We start from the raw sequence: 15,872 nt of genomic DNA, 5'->3' as shown, positions 1-15,872 counted from the left end.
ACGTTTGAGCCCGGCCTCTTCGAACCGGCCCTGCCATCTTGTGTCCAAGGCCGAATCGTATTGTGTAGCGCTCGCCTCGCCCTGACGGCGCGGGGCATCGATATGGAGACCCTATGCCAGCCAACGGCCAAAGCCCCGCTCGCGACGCGAAAGTGCTGCTGCTCGAAGGCGTCAACGACAGCGCCGTGGACCTGCTCAGGGGCGCCGGGTTTGCCAATGTCGAGCGGCTGACCAAGGCGCTCGATGGCGAGGCGCTGCAGCAGGCCATGCGCGGCGTTTCGCTGCTCGGCATCCGCTCCCGCACCCAGCTCACGGCGGAGGTCCTCGCGGTCGCCGACCAGCTGCTTGCGGTCGGTTGCTTCAGCGTCGGCACCAACCAGGTCGATCTGGCGGCCGCGCGCAAGCGCGGCATTCCCGTGTTCAATGCGCCGTTCTCTAACACCAGGAGCGTGGCCGAACTCGTGATCGGCGAGATCGTGATGCTGCTGCGCCGGATTTTTCCGCGCTCGGTCGAGGCGCATGAGGGCGGATGGGACAAGTCGGCCACCGGCAGCCGCGAGGTGCGCGGCCGCACGCTCGGCATCATCGGCTACGGCAATATCGGCTCGCAGCTCTCCACGCTCGCCGAAGCCATGGGCATGCGCGTGATCTATTTCGACCGCACCGACAAGCTGCGCCATGGCAATACCGAGCCTGTCGAGAAGCTCGAGGAACTCCTGGCGCAGAGCGACGTGGTCAGCCTGCACGTGCCCGAGACGCCGGCGACCGCGGGCATGATCGGCGAGAAGGAATTGCGGGCGATGAAGCCGGGCTCGTTCCTGATCAACAACAGCCGCGGCACGGTGGTCGATCTCGACGCCTTGGCAGGCGCTCTGCGCGATGGTCACATCGCCGGTGCTGCCATCGACGTGTTCCCGGTCGAGCCGTCGTCGAACTCCGATCGCTTCAAGAGCCCCGTGCAGGGCCTGGAGAACGTGATCCTGACACCGCATATCGGCGGCTCCACGGAGGAGGCGCAGGAGCGGATCGGCGGCGAGGTCGCGCGCAAGCTCGTCGATTATTTCGTCACCGGCTCCACCATGGGTGCGGTGAATTTCCCCGAGGTGCAGTTGCATCTGCGCCCCACCGGCGTCCGCTTCAGCCACGTCCATCGCAACGTACCGGGCATGCTGCGGCGGCTGAACGAGGTGTTCCTGCAACGCGACATCAACATCGCCGCGCAATATCTCGAGACCGATGGCGATCTCGGCTATGTCGTGCTCGATGCCGATCTGATGGGGCAGGACGCTCAGGCACTCCTTCAGCAGATCCGTGCCCTCGACGGCACCATCGGCGCGCGGCTGATATTCGAGCACTAGCACGCGACCATCACAACGGCGTGACGGCAGGCGGCTGTTGCGTTCACCGGTCTAGAGCCTCTACACTCGTCCAGGTCGTAAAGAGGCGAGAATATATCTCGTCAAGTTGCGTGAGTGTAGGCCATGGCTCGCGATCCCGTCCTCATCGATCTCGCGCTTCAGGGCGGCGGCTCGCATGGCGCCTTCACCTGGGGCGTACTCGACCGGCTGCTCGAAGAACAATGGCTCGAGATCGCCGCGATCTCCGGAACCTCGGCGGGTGCGATGAACGCCGCGGTGCTGGCCGACGGATGGACGGCGGGCGGCGCTGAGGGTGCGCGCGAGGCGCTCGACAAATACTGGCGCCGCGTCTCGCGTGCCGCAGCCTTCAGTCCGCTGCAGCGCTCGCCGCTCGACCGGCTGATGGGTCGCTGGACGCTCGACACCTCGCCCGCCTACATCTTCACCGACCTGATGTCGCGGCTGTTGTCGCCCTACGACCTCAATCCGACCGGCTACAATCCGTTGCGCCAGGTGCTGGCCGAGAGCATCGATTTCGAACGCCTGGCGCGTTCGCCGATCAAGTTGTTCATCACGGCGACGCGAGTACGGACCGGTCGCGGACGCATCTTCCGCAATGCCGAGATCACGGCCGACGTGCTGCTGGCATCTGCCTGCCTGCCGACCATGTTCCGCGCGATCGAGATCGACGGCGAGCCCTATTGGGACGGCGGCTTCGCGGGCAACCCGACCATCACGCCGCTCATTCGCGAGAGCGACGCACACGACACTATACTGGTGCAGATCAATCCGACCGAGCGCACCGACGAGCCGCGCACGGCGGCCGACATTCTCAACCGGCTCAACGAGATCTCCTTCAATTCGCCATTGATGAAGGAGTTGCGCATGATCGCGCTGCTGCGCCAGGCGGCCGACCCCGGAAGCGGCGAGGGCGCGCGCTGGGCCAAAATGCGCACCCACCGCGTCAAGAGCGACATGCTGGCGAAATTCGGCGCCTCCTCCAAGCTCAATGCGGAATGGGAATTCGTCTCGATGCTCCGCAACGAGGGACGGCTGGCGGCCGGTGAATTTCTCGACCATCACGGAGCTGACATCGGCAAGCGCACCACTGCCGATCTCGACGTGCTGCTTGCGGAGTGCTGAGCCATGGGCCTGCTCGGCATTCTCATTGGGCTCGCTCTCCTCGTCCTGTTCGCCTTCCGCGGCTGGAGCGTCCTGCTGCTCGCGCCGTTCGCGGCGTTGGTCGCCGCGCTGTTCGGCGGCGAACCGCTGCTTGCGCACCTCACCCAGGTCTTCATGGCGAGCGCTGCCGGATTCCTCGCGCAGTTTTTCCCAATCTTCCTGTTGGGGGCCGTGTTCGGCAAGCTGATGGACGACAGCGGCGCCGTCAGGTCCGCGGCGGGATTCATGGCACAGCGTCTCGGCGAGCGGCGGGTGATTCTCGCGGTCGTGCTGGCGGGTGCGCTCGTCACCTATGGCGGCGTCAGCCTGTTCGTCGCGTTCTTCGTCATCGTGCCGATGGCACAGTCGCTGTTCCGCCAGGCCGGCATCCCGCGCCGGCTGATTCCGGCGGCGATCGTGCTGGGCACGTCGACCTTCACCATGTCGGCCCTGCCGGGGACGCCGTCGATCCAGAACGCCATCCCGATGCCGTTCTTCGGCACGACGCCCTTTGCGGCGCCGGGGCTCGGCATCATCGCTTCCCTCATCATGCTCGGCGTCGGACTATGGTGGCTGCAGCGCGCCGAGACGGCCGCCCGCCGCGCCGGCGAAAATTATGGCGACGAGACGCACGGTGCGGCCGAACGCGCGGCCGACGACGAACTGGTGCGCGAACGCGCGACGACGGCGCGCGAGTTCGATCCCGCGGAGATCCGGCACGGACGTCGCAGCGATGCGCCGGCTCCGGTGGTGAATGCGATCTCGCCTCTCGCCGTCGTCGTCATCGTCAATCTCGTGATGTCGCTGCTGGTGCTGCCGCGGCTCGACGTCTCCTATCTTGCCGAGCAGCGTTTTGGCGCCACGTCGCTGGCTGCGGTTGCAGGCGTTTGGTCGGTCGCGGTGGCGCTTGCTGCGGCGATCGTCGCCACGATCGTGCTCAACTGGACGCGGCTTGCCTCGCTGCGGCAGACCATGGATGCGGGTGCCAATGCATCAGTCCTGCCCGCGCTCAGCGTCGCAAGCCTGGTCGGATTCGGTGCCGTCATCGCCGCGCTGCCGGCCTTTGCGACGGTGCGCGACTGGGTGCTGTCCATCGAAGGCGGGCCGCTCGTGTCGCTCGCGGTCGCGACCAACATCCTGGCCGCGCTCACCGGCTCGGCCTCCGGCGGCCTGACGATCGCGCTCGATGCGCTCGGCCAGACCTATGTGGAAGTCGCCTCGCGGACCGGCATCGAGCTTGCGCTGATGCATCGCGTAGCGGTGATCGGCTCGGGCACGCTCGATATCCTGCCGCACAATGGTGCGGTGGTCAGCCTGCTCTCGATCTGCGGATTGACGCACCGCGAAAGCTATTTCGACATCGTCATGGTTGGAATCGTCACCTCACTTCTGGCCCTGCTTGTCGTCATCGCGCTGGGCAGCGCACTGGGATCGTTCTGATTTGTTCGGGATCGTGCCGGCGATTGACGGGCGGGCGATGGTTGCATTGAATGCGCGCCTGTTGAACGACAAGAGAGCCCGGGAGAAACGATGGCCCGCTATCAAACGACATTTCACGTATACGCCGCGAACCTGCTGCTGGCATTCGTCACCGCGGGTGTTGCGGCCGCGGCGACGCTGGCCGAGGATGCCGATACCGTGTGCAAGGGCCTTGTCGGCGGCACGGATGCGGTGAAGGTCGATTCGGCCGCTTTCCTTGGGGCGTCGCAACTGGCTGTCGCCGAGCGCGGGCCGACGCCCGCGAGCCGCATCACGCCGGCGAATCCGGCCTTCTGCAAGGTGCTCGGCCACATCGAACCGACCGATCCGAAGGCACCGCCGATCAAGTTTCAAGTGAATCTGCCGGTCGAGTGGAACGGCCGCTCGGTGCAATATGGCGGTGGCGGTTTTAACGGCGTGCTGATCACGGGCCTCGCACTGCCGCCCGCCGCTCCCTTCGACAAGCCGTCGCCGCTGGCGCGTGGTTTCGTCACCTACGGCACCGATTCCGGCCATGAGACCAAGCCAGGCGAACCGCCGCAACTGTTCGCGCTCAGCGACGAAGCCTTCGAGAATTTTGCGCACCGCTCCTACAAGAAGGTGCGCGACGTCGCGGTCGGCCTGATGGAGCGCGCCTACGGCAAGAAGCCGGAGAAGATGTACTTCATGGGCTCGTCCGAAGGCGGCCGCGAAGGCCTCACCATGGCGCAGCGTTATCCCGATGACTTCGACGGCATCTTCTCACGCGTGCCCGTCATCAACTGGGTCGGCCTGCAGCATGCCGGCACGCGCTCGGGCCTTGCGACGATGGGTGAGGGCTGGATCCGTCCGGCCCAGGTGAAACTGGTCGGCGATGCCGTGCGGGCGGCCTGCGACAAGGCCGACGGCTCGCACGATGCGCTGGTGCAGGACCCCGTCGGCTGCAAGGCGGCGTTCAAGGTGGAGGCGCTGCGTTGCAAGGACAGCCAGAGCGGCGATCAGTGCCTGACCGATCCGCAAGTCAAGGCGATCCAGACGCTGCATGGCGTCTACAAATTCCCGTTCCCGCTCGCCAACGGCCTCGACGATTATCCGGGCTGGGGCGTCTCGGGTGAGGACACCGCGTCGTTCGGGCCCACCGGCGGCTGGACCTCCTGGTGGCTCGGCAAGGCGGCGCCGGCGCAGCCTCCGGTGTCGGAGAACGGCATCGCCTGGATCTACGGCGCCGGCGGCATCCAATATGTGTTCGCGCGCGATCCCAAGCTCGACGTCACCACCTACAAGGTGGAGGACCACAAGGCCCGGGTGATGGAGGTCTCGAACCTGATGGATTCGACCAATCCCGACCTCAGCCGCTTTCGCGAGCGCAAGGGCAAGCTGATCGTCCTGGAGCACATGGCCGACTATGCGCAGAGCCCCTACGCCGGCATCCGCTATTTCGAGAATGTCGAGCGCCTGATGGGCACGGCGACAGTGGCGCAGTTCGCGCGGCTCTACACCGCACCCGGCGTCGACCACGTCGGCTCGGGTGCCCCCGCCAATGTCGACATGCTCAGCGTCCTGGTCGACTGGGTCGAAAAGGACAACGCGCCCGGCGATCTCGAAGTCACCGAGCAGAAGGTCGAAGCGCCGGCCTTCCCGGTCGTCCGCTCGCTGCCTCTGTGCCGCTGGCCGGCCTGGCCGCACTTCAAGGCGGGCTCGGTGACGGACGCCTCGAGCTATTTCTGCGCGCAGTGAGGCGGGTGCAAACCCCGCGAGGCCGCCGCGCTGGCGGCCTCGCGCTGCTGCCGTGAAAGTCAGGCCGCCTTGACCTCGATCTTCTTGGCAGGCTTTTGCGCTTCCGCGGTCTTTGGCAGCGTCACCTTGAGCACGCCGTTCTTGAACGCCGCCTCGATCTTGTCGGCCTCGACGTTCTCAGGCAGGCCGAAGGTACGCTCGAACGAGCCGTAGCGGCGTTCTGAGACGTGATAGCCCTTCTGTGTCTCCTCCGTCTCCACCTTCTTCTCACCTTTGATGGTGAGCGCGCCATTGGCGACGTTCACCTCGATGTTCTTCTCGTCCATCCCGGGCAGTTCGGCCGTGATCTCGTAGGCCTTGTCGGTTTCGGCGACGTCGACGGCCGGCGCGCTCACCAGCTTCTGCGCCAGGCTGCGCTCGAAGCCGGCGAGCGAACGGAACGGTCTGCGCCAGAAATCGTCGGTGCCGAAATCCTCGAACAGGCGGTCGACCTCCTTGCGGAGCGTCTCGAACGGCCGCCAGGCTTCGCCCGCGAAGGCGGGCTCGTTGGCTTTCTTGGTGACGGGGAGCTTGGTTTCATTGGCCATGATCTCTCTCCTTGAGATTGGAACATGTTCAATGTCACAAGCCTCCACCGGAGTTTGGATTGCGTCGTTGATCTCACTCAAATTCGGCAGCCGCAACCGTCGCGATCACGTGAGAACGCCTGTCCCGTGTTGGGTAAACACCACGGACTTATCCACATGATCCATCGCGCGCTAGTGTGCTGCTCCGCCGGTGCCCTTCACGCGTCGCGTCAGCAGCACCGCAAGCGCGGCAAGCACCAGCATCACGCCAATCACCGCAAACGTGTCGGAAAATCCCATCACCAGCGCCTGGCGCTTGATCGTCTTGCCGAGCGCGATGATCGCCTGCTCGCGCGCTGCGTTGGGGTCGGGCACGCCATGCGCCGTGAAATAGTTGGTCAGTTGCGCGATGCGTCCGCGAACCTCTTCGCGGCCGAGGGTGATGGAATGGCCGATGATGTTGGAGTGGAACTGTTCGCGCTTGGTGACGATGGTCGCAAGCACCGCGGTGCCGATGGCGCCGCCGAGGTTGCGCATCATGTTGGAGATGCCGGAGGCTGCGGCCGCGTCCTGCGGCGCGACGCTACCGAGGCTGAGCGCTGAAAGCGGCGCCAGCGTCAGCGCCTGGCCCACCGCGCGCACGATGTTGGGAACGAGGAACTGGTCGCCGGAATAATCCAGCGACATCTCGATGTTCATGAAGGAACTCGTGGCGAACAAGAGCAGGCCGATGGTTGCGATGTAACGGGCATCGAACCGCTGCATCAGTTTTGGCACCAGCGGGATCAGCAGGAGTTGCGGCAGGCCGGTCCATGCCAGCACATTGCCGATCTGCTCGGCATTGTAGCCCTGCACCTGGCCGAGATAGGCGGGCAGCAGATAGACCGAGCCGAACAGCGCGAAGCCGAGGAATACGGCGGCAATCGTGCCGATGCCGAAATTCCACTGTCTCAACAGCCGCAATTGCAGCAACGGCTTCTCGACCACGAGCTCGTTATAGACAAAGAGCGAAAGGCTGACCGCGGCGACAATGGCGAGCCGTACGATGAAGGGCGAACCAAACCAGTCGTCCTTGTTGCCTTCTTCCAGCACGGCCTGCAGCGAGGCGAGGCCGATCGCCATGGTCGCAATGCCGAACCAGTCGCCCTCGCGCAGCAGTGAAAGCTGCATGGGCTGCCGCTCCAGCGCGAAGAACAGCGTGGTCACCATGACAGCGGTAGGCACGACGTTGACGAAGAAGATGGTCTGCCAGCCATAGGTCTCGGTGAGGTAGCCGCCGATGGTCGGGCCGATTGCGGGCGCGAAGGTGACGGCGAGCGAGAACATCGCCAGCCCGATCGGTTGCTGGCCCTTCGGTAGTTTTGTGAAGACAAGCGTGAAGGCCATCGGGATCAGCACGCCACCGAAAAAGCCCTGGAAACCGCGCATCGCGATCATCGAGGCCAGATCGACGGTGAAGGCGCAGGCCACCGAGAAGACCGCAAACAGCGTCGCAAAACTCAGGATGATTCTGCGGAAGGAGAACACCCGCGACAAATAGTCGGTGAGCGGGATGACGATGATCTCGCCGATCAGGTACGACGTCGAGATCCAGGAGCCGTTGTCGACGCCGGTGCCGATGCCGCCCTCGATGTTGAGCAGCGAAGCGTTGGTGATCTGGATGTTCAGGATCGCCATGAAGGCGCCGATCATCGCCGCGAACACGGCGATCCAGATCGTGGCACTGGCGCGGTTGGGATCGGCGACTGCGCGATCAGGCGTCGCGGCCGCTGCTGATGGTGCGGGCGTCGAGATTGAGAGGCTGCTGCTTGACATGGCACGACCCTCCCGAGGTCAGTTTTGCCTTTGAAGCTGTGGACACATGCGTCGCGGGCGCGGTTGACCGCGTCGCGATGGTTGGGATGACCGACATGCCCGGCCGCAGCGCGATCGCCGGCGTGGCGTCGAGCGCGATCTTCACGGGAATGCGCTGCACGATCTTGGTGAAATTGCCGGTGGCGTTGTCGGGCGGCAGCAGCGCGAACTCCTGGCCGCTGGCGGGCGCGATGGAATCGACGTGGCCATGCATGACCTGGCCCGGGAACATGTCGACCTCGATATCGACTATCTGTCCCGCGCGCACGCCGGTGAGCTGCGTCTCCTTGAAATTCGCCACCACATAGGCGCCATCGGCCGGGACGATCGACATCAATTGTGTTCCGGCCTGCACGAACTGGCCGGCGCGAAGGGTGCGGTTGCCGACCACGCCGTCGATCGGTGAGACGATGGTGGTGTAGCCGAGATTGAGCTCGGCCTGGTGCTGCACGGCTTCGGCGCGCGCCAGCGCCGCTTTGGCCTGCACGATCTCGGCCTTGAGCAGGTCGACCTGCTTCTGGCTCGAAGCGAGGTTGGCGGTGTCGCGCGCGAGCGCCGCCTGTGTGGAGGCAATGCGCGATTGCGCCTGCTGTGCGTTCTGCACGCTGCCTGAGCCGCTTGCGGCGAGATCGGTGTAGCGCTTGTTGTCCTGGGCGGCGAAGGTCACTGCGGCCTGGTCGACGTCGAGCGTTGCCTGCGCGGCCTTGATGACCGCCTGCTGGACGTCGATCTGCGCTTCCTTGCTGGCGATGGTCGCGTTGGCGGCCTCGACGTCGGCGCGAGCCTGGTCGAGCGCGACCCTGAAGTCGCGGTCGTCGACCCTCGCCAGCACCTGGCCCGCCTTCACCTGCTCGTTATCGGCGACCAGCACCTGGTTGAGATAGCCCGAGACCTTCGGTGCGATGGTGGTGTTGTCGGCCTTCACATAGGCGTCATCGGTGGAGACGAGGTAGCGGCCGACGGTCCAGTAGTTCCAGCCGAACCAGCTTGCGCCGGCCAGCGCCGCGACTGCCGCACCGGCAAGCAAGAGCTTGCGCAGGTTGAGCTTTTTGCTGCGAGCCGGGGCTAGCACCGCGGCCGGCAATAGATCCTCCGGGGTATCCGCGGGCACGGATGGCTCGATCTTGAACGAAGTGGTGTGGACGGTCATGGCCGGCTCCCTGAATTAGGAAACTTGACGATTTCCAAAATAGGGCTAACTTCAGAACTGTCAATGGAATGACAGGCATCATGTAACGGCATGGCTCAGGAAAAATCTTCCACGGAAACCCGCCCCCGCGGACGGCCGCAACTGCGCAGCGACGAGGAGACGCGCAAGATCGTCTTCGACATCGCGCGGCACGCTTTTGCCGCCAACGGTTTTGCCGCGACCAGCACCGAAGAACTGGCGCGCGGCGCCGGCATCTCGACCAAGACCCTGTATCGGCTGTTTCCGAACAAGGCCGCGCTGTTCGAGGCCATGGTGGCCGATCGGCTCGACCGCGAACTCTCCGACGTGCAGCTGCGCGGCATCGACCATACCGACATCGAGGAGGGACTTCGTGCGGCATTGCTCGCCTGCGCCGACATCGCGCTCGATCCCGACGTGGTGGCGCTCCAGCGCATCGTGCTGCAGGAATCCGCCGGTTTTCCCGATCTCGCCGCCGCGTTCTATCGCAACGGCATCGCCCGCACGCTGGCTGCGCTGGCGCGCTGGCTGCGCGTCCAGGTCAAGCGCGAGCGCATCAGGCTCGACAATGCCGAGGAGGCCGCCGGGATGCTGATCGGCATGGTCGCCTCCGCGCCGCAGCGCGCGGCGATCTATGGCGGTGTTCCGCTGCCGTCACGCAGGGAGATCGAGCGGCGCGTCCGAACGGTGGCGGCGCTGTTTCTCGACGGCTGCCGCGTCACGCCTGCGTGAACGTCATCGGGGGTGGACAAGCCCGTCCTGTCAGGCTATCTATTTCGCATGCGAAATAAATCGACCGCGGCGTGAGCGCGGCAAAACACCATCGGTTGATCTATCTGCTCAGCGTCGCGCAGCGGCGGCTGCAGCGCTGGATGGCGGCCCAGCCGACGAGCGAGGTGACGCCGGCGCAGGCGGGTTTGCTGTTCATCCTCGGCAGGCAGGACGGCATCCTGATGGGCGAGGCGGGCGCTGCGCTCGATCTCGGGCCTGCAGGCATTTCCGGCCTTGTCGACCGGATGACCGCCGCGCGTCTCGTCGATCGGCGCGCCGATCGCGAGGACGGCCGCGCCTTCCGCATCTGGCTCACGGCCAAGGGCCGTGCGGCGTTGACGCAGGCAAAGACGGCCGCGGCGGAGGTCAATGCGGCGCTGACAGACGGATTTACGGCTGATGAGATCGACATCGTCGCGCGCTGGCTGACGAGCATTCAAACCAAGTTTCCAAGAGAATTTTCAAGAGACGACGATTGAAGAGGAGTTTTGCAATGACCGACCATGTCCGGATCGAGAACACCGCCGGAATCCTGACCCTGACGCTCGCGCGTCCCGACAAGAAGAACGCGTTGACGGACGCGATGTACGGCAAGCTCGCCGACACGATCGAATCCACCGAGTTCGATCCGTCGGTGCGCGTGCTGTTGATCCGGGGCGAGGGCGACATGTTCACCGCTGGCAACGACGTCGGTGAGTTCGCGGCCGTGGCGACCGGCAAGTCTGAAGGCAGCCGCAACGTCATCCGCTTCATCCAGTCGCTGGCGCGCTGCACGCGGCCGCTGGTCGCGGCCGTGCAGGGCCGCGCGGTCGGCGTCGGCACCACCATGCTCCTGCACTGCGACCTCGTCGTGCTCGCCGATAATGCGCAGCTCTCGACGCCGTTCGTCAGTCTCGCGCTGGTGCCGGAGGCCGCCTCGAGTCTCCTTATGCCGACGCGGATCGGACACGCCCGCGCCTACGAGATGTTCGCGCTCGGCGAAACCGTGCCGGCCAAGACGGCCCTCGAATGGGGCCTCGCCAACCGGGTCGTACCGCTGGACAAGCTCGATGCGGAAGCGACCGCGCTCGCGACCCGCCTTGCCAGGCAACCCGCCGGCGCGCTGGTCGCCACAAAGCGCCTGATGCGCAATGGCGAGGCGCTGGTCGCGCAGATGACCGCCGAGGGCGAGCAGTTCGCCCAGCGCCTGCGCACCGCCGAGGCGCGCGAGGCGTTCATGGCCTTCGCCGAGCGACGGGCGCCGGATTTCACCAAGGTCGCCTGACCGGCTGTTCGGAGCGGCGACAGGCCGGTCGGGATATTCGTTCGTCCCGGCCGCTTGAACGCGGTCATCTTCGCATGCGACAAATTGGCATCCAGTTTGGGTAGGCCAATGTCGCTGTTCCGGATGACGGGTTTGATCGTGGTGGCCGCACTGGCGGCCACGGTGAACCAGGCTGGCGCGCGCGAGGTGAAATGCCTCGGCGAAACCGACCGCCCGCTCGGCGAGCAGATTTCCACCTGCACCAAGGCGATCGATGCCGGCGCCTTCACAGGCAGGGATCTCGCGGTTGCTCTGTTCAACCGCGGCGTCGCCCGTTCGATGAGCGGCGACCTCGATCGTGCACGCGGGGATTTCGACCAGTCGATTCTCACCGATCCCACCTTCGGCTCGGCCTTCAACGGCCGCGGCAATCTCTTTCGGCTGAAGGGCGACCTCGATCATGCGCTGGCGGACTTCAAGCAGGCCGTTCGCCTCGATCCCACGGATGCCGAAGCGGTCAACAATCGCGGCACGATCCACCTGATGCATGGCGATCCCGATCAGGCGCTCGCCGACTACGAGACGGCGATCCGGCTCAATCCCAAATACGCCATGGCGATCGCCAACCGCGGCAAGGCCTATCAAGCGAAGGGCGATCTCGATCACGCGCTTGCCGACTATGACGAAGCCATTCGGATCGATCCGGCCTATGGCAGTGCCTATGAGAGCCGCGGCAGCGTCTACGGCGCCAGGGGCGATCAAGACCGTGCCATTGCCGACTACAACGAGGCCATTCGCATCAATCCAAGATCGTCCCACGCCTTCTACAATCGCGGCAGCGCCTTCATGATGAAGCGTGAGCCGGACCGTGCAATCCCCGACTTCGACGAGGCTATCCGGTTTAGTCCCGGCGACGTGGTCAGCCTGACCAACCGTGGCCTCGCCTACCAGATCAAGGGGAATCTCGATCGCAGCATTGCGGACTACAGCGAAGCGCTCCGTCTTGATCCCGATCAGGTCCACGCGCTGAACAACCGCGGCCTCGCGTATCGCGACAAGGGCGATCTTGATCGTGCGATTGCCGACTTCGACGAGGCGATCCGACGCGAGCCGGAATTCGTCAAGGCCTATTACGGCCGTGGTCGCGTCCTCCAGGACAAGCACGATCTCGATCGCGCCATTGCGGATTATGACAAGGCGCTCCAGTTGTTGCCGACCTATGCGCTCGCACTCCATTGGCGCGGCATGGCCAAGCGGGAGAAGGGTGATGTGGCCGGCGGTGACGCCGATATCGCCGCGGCGAAGAAGCTCGAGCCAAGTCGACACTAGGCTGCAGCCCGGATACGCCGGGTCGCGGCAAATTTGATTAAACCTTAACGGAACATTGGCAGGTGCCCGGCACAGTAGCCCCTCGAAAATGGGTCTTCTGCCGATGTCGATGTTTAAGAAATCAGTAAGCAATCTCCTGCTGGTGCTGATGGCCCTTCTGGCCGCGGGCGCGCTCATCAGCACCGCGGTCCAGATGGTCGGGGCTTTTGGCCGCTACCATGACAGTCTGGAGACCGGACGGCTGGCAGCCGCCGACAAGGCGATCTTCCAGGGGGTGCTGTCGCTGCGCACCAATCGCGGCGATGCGCAGAGCGCGCTGCTCGGCGAGGACGATCCACACGCCAAGCTCAGCGCCGCCGAAAAGGCCGAGCAGGCCGGGTTTGAGGCCATTGCGGCTGCGATGGGCACGGTCGAATTCGCGCGCCGCGATGAGCTTGCGACCGCGCTGAAGCAGCGCTGGAGCGAGGCCGCGCCGCAGTTCACCCTGTTCTACGACGAGGCCAAGCGTCCCCGCGCCGAGCGCAAGATTGACCGCACCGGCGCCTGGTACGACGCCGTCACCAAGGTGATTGAGACAGCGAACCTGGCGTCGACCGCCGTCTCCAATCGCGCCTGGATGAACGATCCCTTCATTGCCCGGATGATCCAGGTCCGCCGCCTGGCCTGGCAGGTGCGCGACCGTTACGGCATCCAGTGCTCGGCGCTGCGCCCGAACGTCAATACCAGCAAGCCGCTCGACGAGACCCAGAAGCAGGCACTCGCGAACTGGAACGGCATCGTCACCGCCGGCTGGACCGGCATGGACGAGCTTCTGGCGGCGCCCGACGTCGCCGCGGACCTCGCCTCCAGGGCCAAGGAGGCGCGCGCCAAGACGGACGGCGTGCTCAAGCAGATCGGTCAGGTGACGAAGGACCTTGATGGTAGCGGCCGTCCCGCGATGCCGGCCTCGGAATGGAACGCGCTGTGCCAGTCGCCCTTCGCGCAGATCGTGGCCGTCGCCACCACAGCGCTGGACCAGTCGATCTCGCGCGCCGAGGCGGTGCAGGAGAAGGCACTGACCAATCTCATCGTGCAGTCGCTCGGCTTTCTCCTCGCTTTGGCGGTGACGCTGGCCGGCGTGTTCGTGGTGCGCAACCGCCTGATGAAGCCGGTCCAGTCGCTCATGGGCGCGATCGCGCGCATCGGCGCGCGCGATTATGTGACGCCGGTCCCACAAACAAGGTATCCCGACGAGTTCGGCACGATGGCCGCGGCGCTCGAAGGCCTGCGCGACAGTGCGGCGACGGCGGAGCGGCTGGGACGGGAGCGCGAATCGCAGCAGGCGCTCCAGCTTGCGCGGTCAGGCTCGGTCGACACCGCCTGCCGCGAGTTCGACGACACCGTGAAGGCGGTGATCCAGAGCGTCGCCGCCTCCGCCAGGGAGCTCGATGCCACCGCAACCGGGGTCCGCTCGCTGGTGTCGGAATCGAGCAGCCAGACCGCGGCAGTGTCCGCCGCGGCCGAACACGCCACCAACAATCTCGAGACCATCGCGGCTGCCACCGAAGAGCTCTCGGCCTCCGTCGGCGAAATCTCGGCCCAGGTGCAGGCCAGCGCCCGCGAGGCGCGCGAGGCGGTCGCCCAGGCCGAACAGACCAACGCAACGGTCGAGATCCTCGACCACACTGCGGCGCGTATCAGCGAGGTCGTGAAGATGATCAATGCCATCGCGGGGCAGACCAACCTGTTGGCGCTGAACGCCACCATCGAGGCGGCGCGTGCCGGCGAGGCCGGCCGCGGATTTGCCGTGGTCGCGGGCGAGGTCAAGAACCTCGCCGCGCAGACCGCGAACGCGACCGAGGACATCACGCGCCAGGTTGCCGAAATCCAGGCCGCCACGGGGCAGGCGGTCGCCGCCATCCGCTCGATCGGCGGTTCCATCGGCGGCATCGACGAGAAGATGACGGCGATCGCCGCCGCTGTGGAAGAGCAGCGCGCGGCCACCACCGAGATCTCGCGCAACTTCCAGCAGGCGGCCCAGGGCACCCGCGAGGTGACCGACACCATCGGCAGCGTCGCGAGCCTCAACCGCGAGACCGGCAATGCCGGCACCGTGCTGTTCGAATCCGTGAAGAAGATGTCCGACGACGCCGACCGCCTGCGCGTCGCCGTCGAAGGCTTTTTGGGAACGGTCCGCGCGGCTTAATCGATCACCTCAGACACCTCAAATTTTGCCGCGGTGCGGTCGGCATTGCCGCTGTGCCCGTGACGGTGCTACTGCATTCGCACTTTAGTGCCGTTCCGGAGAGTTCGATGTCGCAAGCCAAGGCCCAACGTCCGTACCGGGGTGTGTTCCCCGTCGCCCCCACGATTTTCAATGCGCAAGGCGAGCTCGACCTCGACGGCCAGCGCCGCTGCATCGATTTCATGATCGATGCCGGCTCGCACGGCATCTGCATTCTCGCAAACTTCTCCGAGCAATTCGTGCTCACCGATGCCGAGCGCGAAGCCGTGATGCATGCCGTGCTCGAGCACGTTGCCGGCCGCGTTCCCGTCATTGTCACCACCACGCATTTCTCATCGGCCGTCTGCGCCGCGCGCAGCAGGCAGGCCGAGGCCGCCGGCGCCGCCATGGTGATGGTGATGCCGCCCTATCACGGCGCGACTTTCCGCGTGCCCGAGAAGGGCATCGTCGAATTCTTCAAGGTGCTGTCGGACGCGATCAATATCCCGATCATGATCCAGGATGCGCCCGTCGCCGGCACGCCGCTGTCGGTCGACCTGCTCGCGCGGCTGTCGCGGGAGTTATCGAACGTCCGCTATTTCAAGATCGAGGTTCCCGGCGCCGCCGCAAAACTCCGGAGCCTGATCGAGGCCGGCGGCAAGGACATCGAAGGTCCCTGGGACGGCGAGGAGGCGATCACGCTGATGGCCGATCTCGACGCCGGTGCCACGGGTGCGATGACCGGGGGCGGCTATCCCGACGGCATCCGCCAGATCATCGATCCCTATTTCGCCGGCAAGCGCGAGGAAGCCAAGGCTGCCTATGAGCGCTGGCTGCCGCTGATCAACTACGAGAACCGGCAATGCGGGCTGATCGCCTGCAAGGTGCTGATGCAGGCCGGCGGCGTGATCAAGTCGGACGCCGTGCGCCACCCCCTTCAGCCGCTGCATCCGGCGACGCGTGCCGGCTTGCTCGAACTCGCGAAAGAGCGCGACGCGATGGCGTTGCGGTGGGGGAAATAACG

Annotated in this window: 13 protein-coding genes; 10 read left to right on the top strand and 3 right to left on the bottom strand. The window is 65.5% G+C overall.

What is annotated here, in order from left to right:
- The first annotated feature begins 113 nt into the window (after positions 1-113).
- The 4 genes from serA to JQ632_RS22130 all read left to right on the top strand — a co-directional run bounded on the left by serA (position 114) and on the right by JQ632_RS22130 (position 5,714).
- A complete protein-coding gene (gene serA, locus JQ632_RS22145; protein WP_212404694.1) occupies positions 114-1,358 on the top strand; it encodes a phosphoglycerate dehydrogenase in 1,245 nt (414 codons plus the stop codon).
- 123 nt (positions 1,359-1,481) lie between these two features.
- The gene (locus JQ632_RS22140) at positions 1,482-2,501 is read left to right on the top strand and encodes a patatin-like phospholipase family protein (RefSeq protein ID WP_212404693.1); all 1,020 of its coding nucleotides are present in this window, start codon (positions 1,482-1,484) and stop codon (positions 2,499-2,501) included.
- A 3-nt stretch (positions 2,502-2,504) separates the two neighbouring features.
- On the top strand, positions 2,505-3,959 hold the full coding sequence (locus tag JQ632_RS22135) for a GntP family permease (RefSeq protein WP_212404692.1): 1,455 nt from the start codon (positions 2,505-2,507) through the stop codon (positions 3,957-3,959).
- A 90-nt stretch (positions 3,960-4,049) separates the two neighbouring features.
- Positions 4,050-5,714 carry a tannase/feruloyl esterase family alpha/beta hydrolase gene (locus JQ632_RS22130; protein ID WP_212404691.1) on the top strand — a complete coding sequence of 555 codons (1,665 nt, stop codon included), beginning with the start codon at positions 4,050-4,052 and terminating at the stop codon, positions 5,712-5,714.
- A gap of 59 nt (positions 5,715-5,773) precedes the next feature.
- On the opposite strand, the gene JQ632_RS22125 is transcribed toward JQ632_RS22130, so the two are convergent.
- The 3 genes from JQ632_RS22125 to JQ632_RS22115 all read right to left on the bottom strand — a co-directional run bounded on the left by JQ632_RS22125 (position 5,774) and on the right by JQ632_RS22115 (position 9,284).
- A complete protein-coding gene (locus JQ632_RS22125; RefSeq protein WP_212404690.1) occupies positions 5,774-6,301 on the bottom strand; it encodes an Hsp20/alpha crystallin family protein in 528 nt (175 codons plus the stop codon).
- 171 nt (positions 6,302-6,472) lie between these two features.
- The gene (locus JQ632_RS22120; RefSeq protein WP_212404689.1) at positions 6,473-8,095 is read right to left on the bottom strand and encodes a DHA2 family efflux MFS transporter permease subunit; all 1,623 of its coding nucleotides are present in this window, start codon (positions 8,093-8,095) and stop codon (positions 6,473-6,475) included.
- Positions 8,034-9,284 carry an HlyD family secretion protein gene (locus JQ632_RS22115; RefSeq protein WP_212404688.1) on the bottom strand — a complete coding sequence of 417 codons (1,251 nt, stop codon included), beginning with the start codon at positions 9,282-9,284 and terminating at the stop codon, positions 8,034-8,036. The genes JQ632_RS22120 and JQ632_RS22115 overlap by 62 nt, the downstream gene beginning before the upstream one ends.
- Positions 9,285-9,374: 90 nt before the next feature.
- On the opposite strand from JQ632_RS22115, the gene JQ632_RS22110 reads away from it, so the two are divergent.
- From JQ632_RS22110 to JQ632_RS22085, 6 genes are all read left to right on the top strand, one after another.
- On the top strand, positions 9,375-10,034 hold the full coding sequence (locus tag JQ632_RS22110) for a TetR/AcrR family transcriptional regulator (RefSeq protein WP_212404687.1): 660 nt from the start codon (positions 9,375-9,377) through the stop codon (positions 10,032-10,034).
- Between the two features lie 71 nt (positions 10,035-10,105).
- Complete coding sequence (locus JQ632_RS22105; protein WP_409363505.1) at positions 10,106-10,552, top strand: MarR family winged helix-turn-helix transcriptional regulator; 447 nt, start codon at positions 10,106-10,108, stop codon at positions 10,550-10,552.
- A gap of 14 nt (positions 10,553-10,566) precedes the next feature.
- Positions 10,567-11,337, top strand: a complete 771-nt coding sequence (locus JQ632_RS22100) for an enoyl-CoA hydratase (RefSeq protein WP_212404686.1) — start codon at positions 10,567-10,569, stop codon at positions 11,335-11,337.
- Positions 11,338-11,445: 108 nt separating this feature from the next.
- A complete protein-coding gene (locus tag JQ632_RS22095) occupies positions 11,446-12,645 on the top strand; it encodes a tetratricopeptide repeat protein (protein ID WP_212404685.1) in 1,200 nt (399 codons plus the stop codon).
- Positions 12,646-12,748: 103 nt separating this feature from the next.
- On the top strand, positions 12,749-14,830 hold the full coding sequence (locus JQ632_RS22090; protein ID WP_212404684.1) for a methyl-accepting chemotaxis protein: 2,082 nt from the start codon (positions 12,749-12,751) through the stop codon (positions 14,828-14,830).
- 107 nt (positions 14,831-14,937) lie between these two features.
- Positions 14,938-15,870: a dihydrodipicolinate synthase family protein gene (locus tag JQ632_RS22085; RefSeq protein ID WP_212404683.1), complete on the top strand. Its 933-nt coding sequence runs from the start codon at positions 14,938-14,940 to the stop codon at positions 15,868-15,870.
- Positions 15,871-15,872 lie beyond the last annotated feature (2 nt).

Source organism: Bradyrhizobium liaoningense (assembly GCF_018130955.1).
Taxonomy (GTDB): domain Bacteria; phylum Pseudomonadota; class Alphaproteobacteria; order Rhizobiales; family Xanthobacteraceae; genus Bradyrhizobium; species Bradyrhizobium liaoningense_C.
Note: the sequence above shows the minus strand (reverse complement) of the source record. Positions and strands in the feature narration are given on the sequence as shown.

Bases quoted from the DNA above. Each gene is read 5' to 3' on its own strand.
- JQ632_RS22095 (WP_212404685.1), top strand. From the start codon at position 11,446: ATGTCGCTGTTCCGGATGACGGGTTTGATCGTGGTGGCCGCACTGGCG.
- JQ632_RS22115 (WP_212404688.1), bottom strand. From the start codon at position 9,284: ATGACCGTCCACACCACTTCGTTCAAGATCGAGCCATCCGTGCCCGCG.
- JQ632_RS22100 (WP_212404686.1), top strand. From the start codon at position 10,567: ATGACCGACCATGTCCGGATCGAGAACACCGCCGGAATCCTGACCCTG.
- JQ632_RS22085 (WP_212404683.1), top strand. From the start codon at position 14,938: ATGTCGCAAGCCAAGGCCCAACGTCCGTACCGGGGTGTGTTCCCCGTC.
- JQ632_RS22110 (WP_212404687.1), top strand. From the start codon at position 9,375: ATGGCTCAGGAAAAATCTTCCACGGAAACCCGCCCCCGCGGACGGCCG.
- JQ632_RS22130 (WP_212404691.1), top strand. From the start codon at position 4,050: ATGGCCCGCTATCAAACGACATTTCACGTATACGCCGCGAACCTGCTG.
- serA (WP_212404694.1), top strand. From the start codon at position 114: ATGCCAGCCAACGGCCAAAGCCCCGCTCGCGACGCGAAAGTGCTGCTG.
- JQ632_RS22135 (WP_212404692.1), top strand. From the start codon at position 2,505: ATGGGCCTGCTCGGCATTCTCATTGGGCTCGCTCTCCTCGTCCTGTTC.
- JQ632_RS22120 (WP_212404689.1), bottom strand. From the start codon at position 8,095: ATGTCAAGCAGCAGCCTCTCAATCTCGACGCCCGCACCATCAGCAGCG.
- JQ632_RS22090 (WP_212404684.1), top strand. From the start codon at position 12,749: ATGTCGATGTTTAAGAAATCAGTAAGCAATCTCCTGCTGGTGCTGATG.
- JQ632_RS22125 (WP_212404690.1), bottom strand. From the start codon at position 6,301: ATGGCCAATGAAACCAAGCTCCCCGTCACCAAGAAAGCCAACGAGCCC.
- JQ632_RS22140 (WP_212404693.1), top strand. From the start codon at position 1,482: ATGGCTCGCGATCCCGTCCTCATCGATCTCGCGCTTCAGGGCGGCGGC.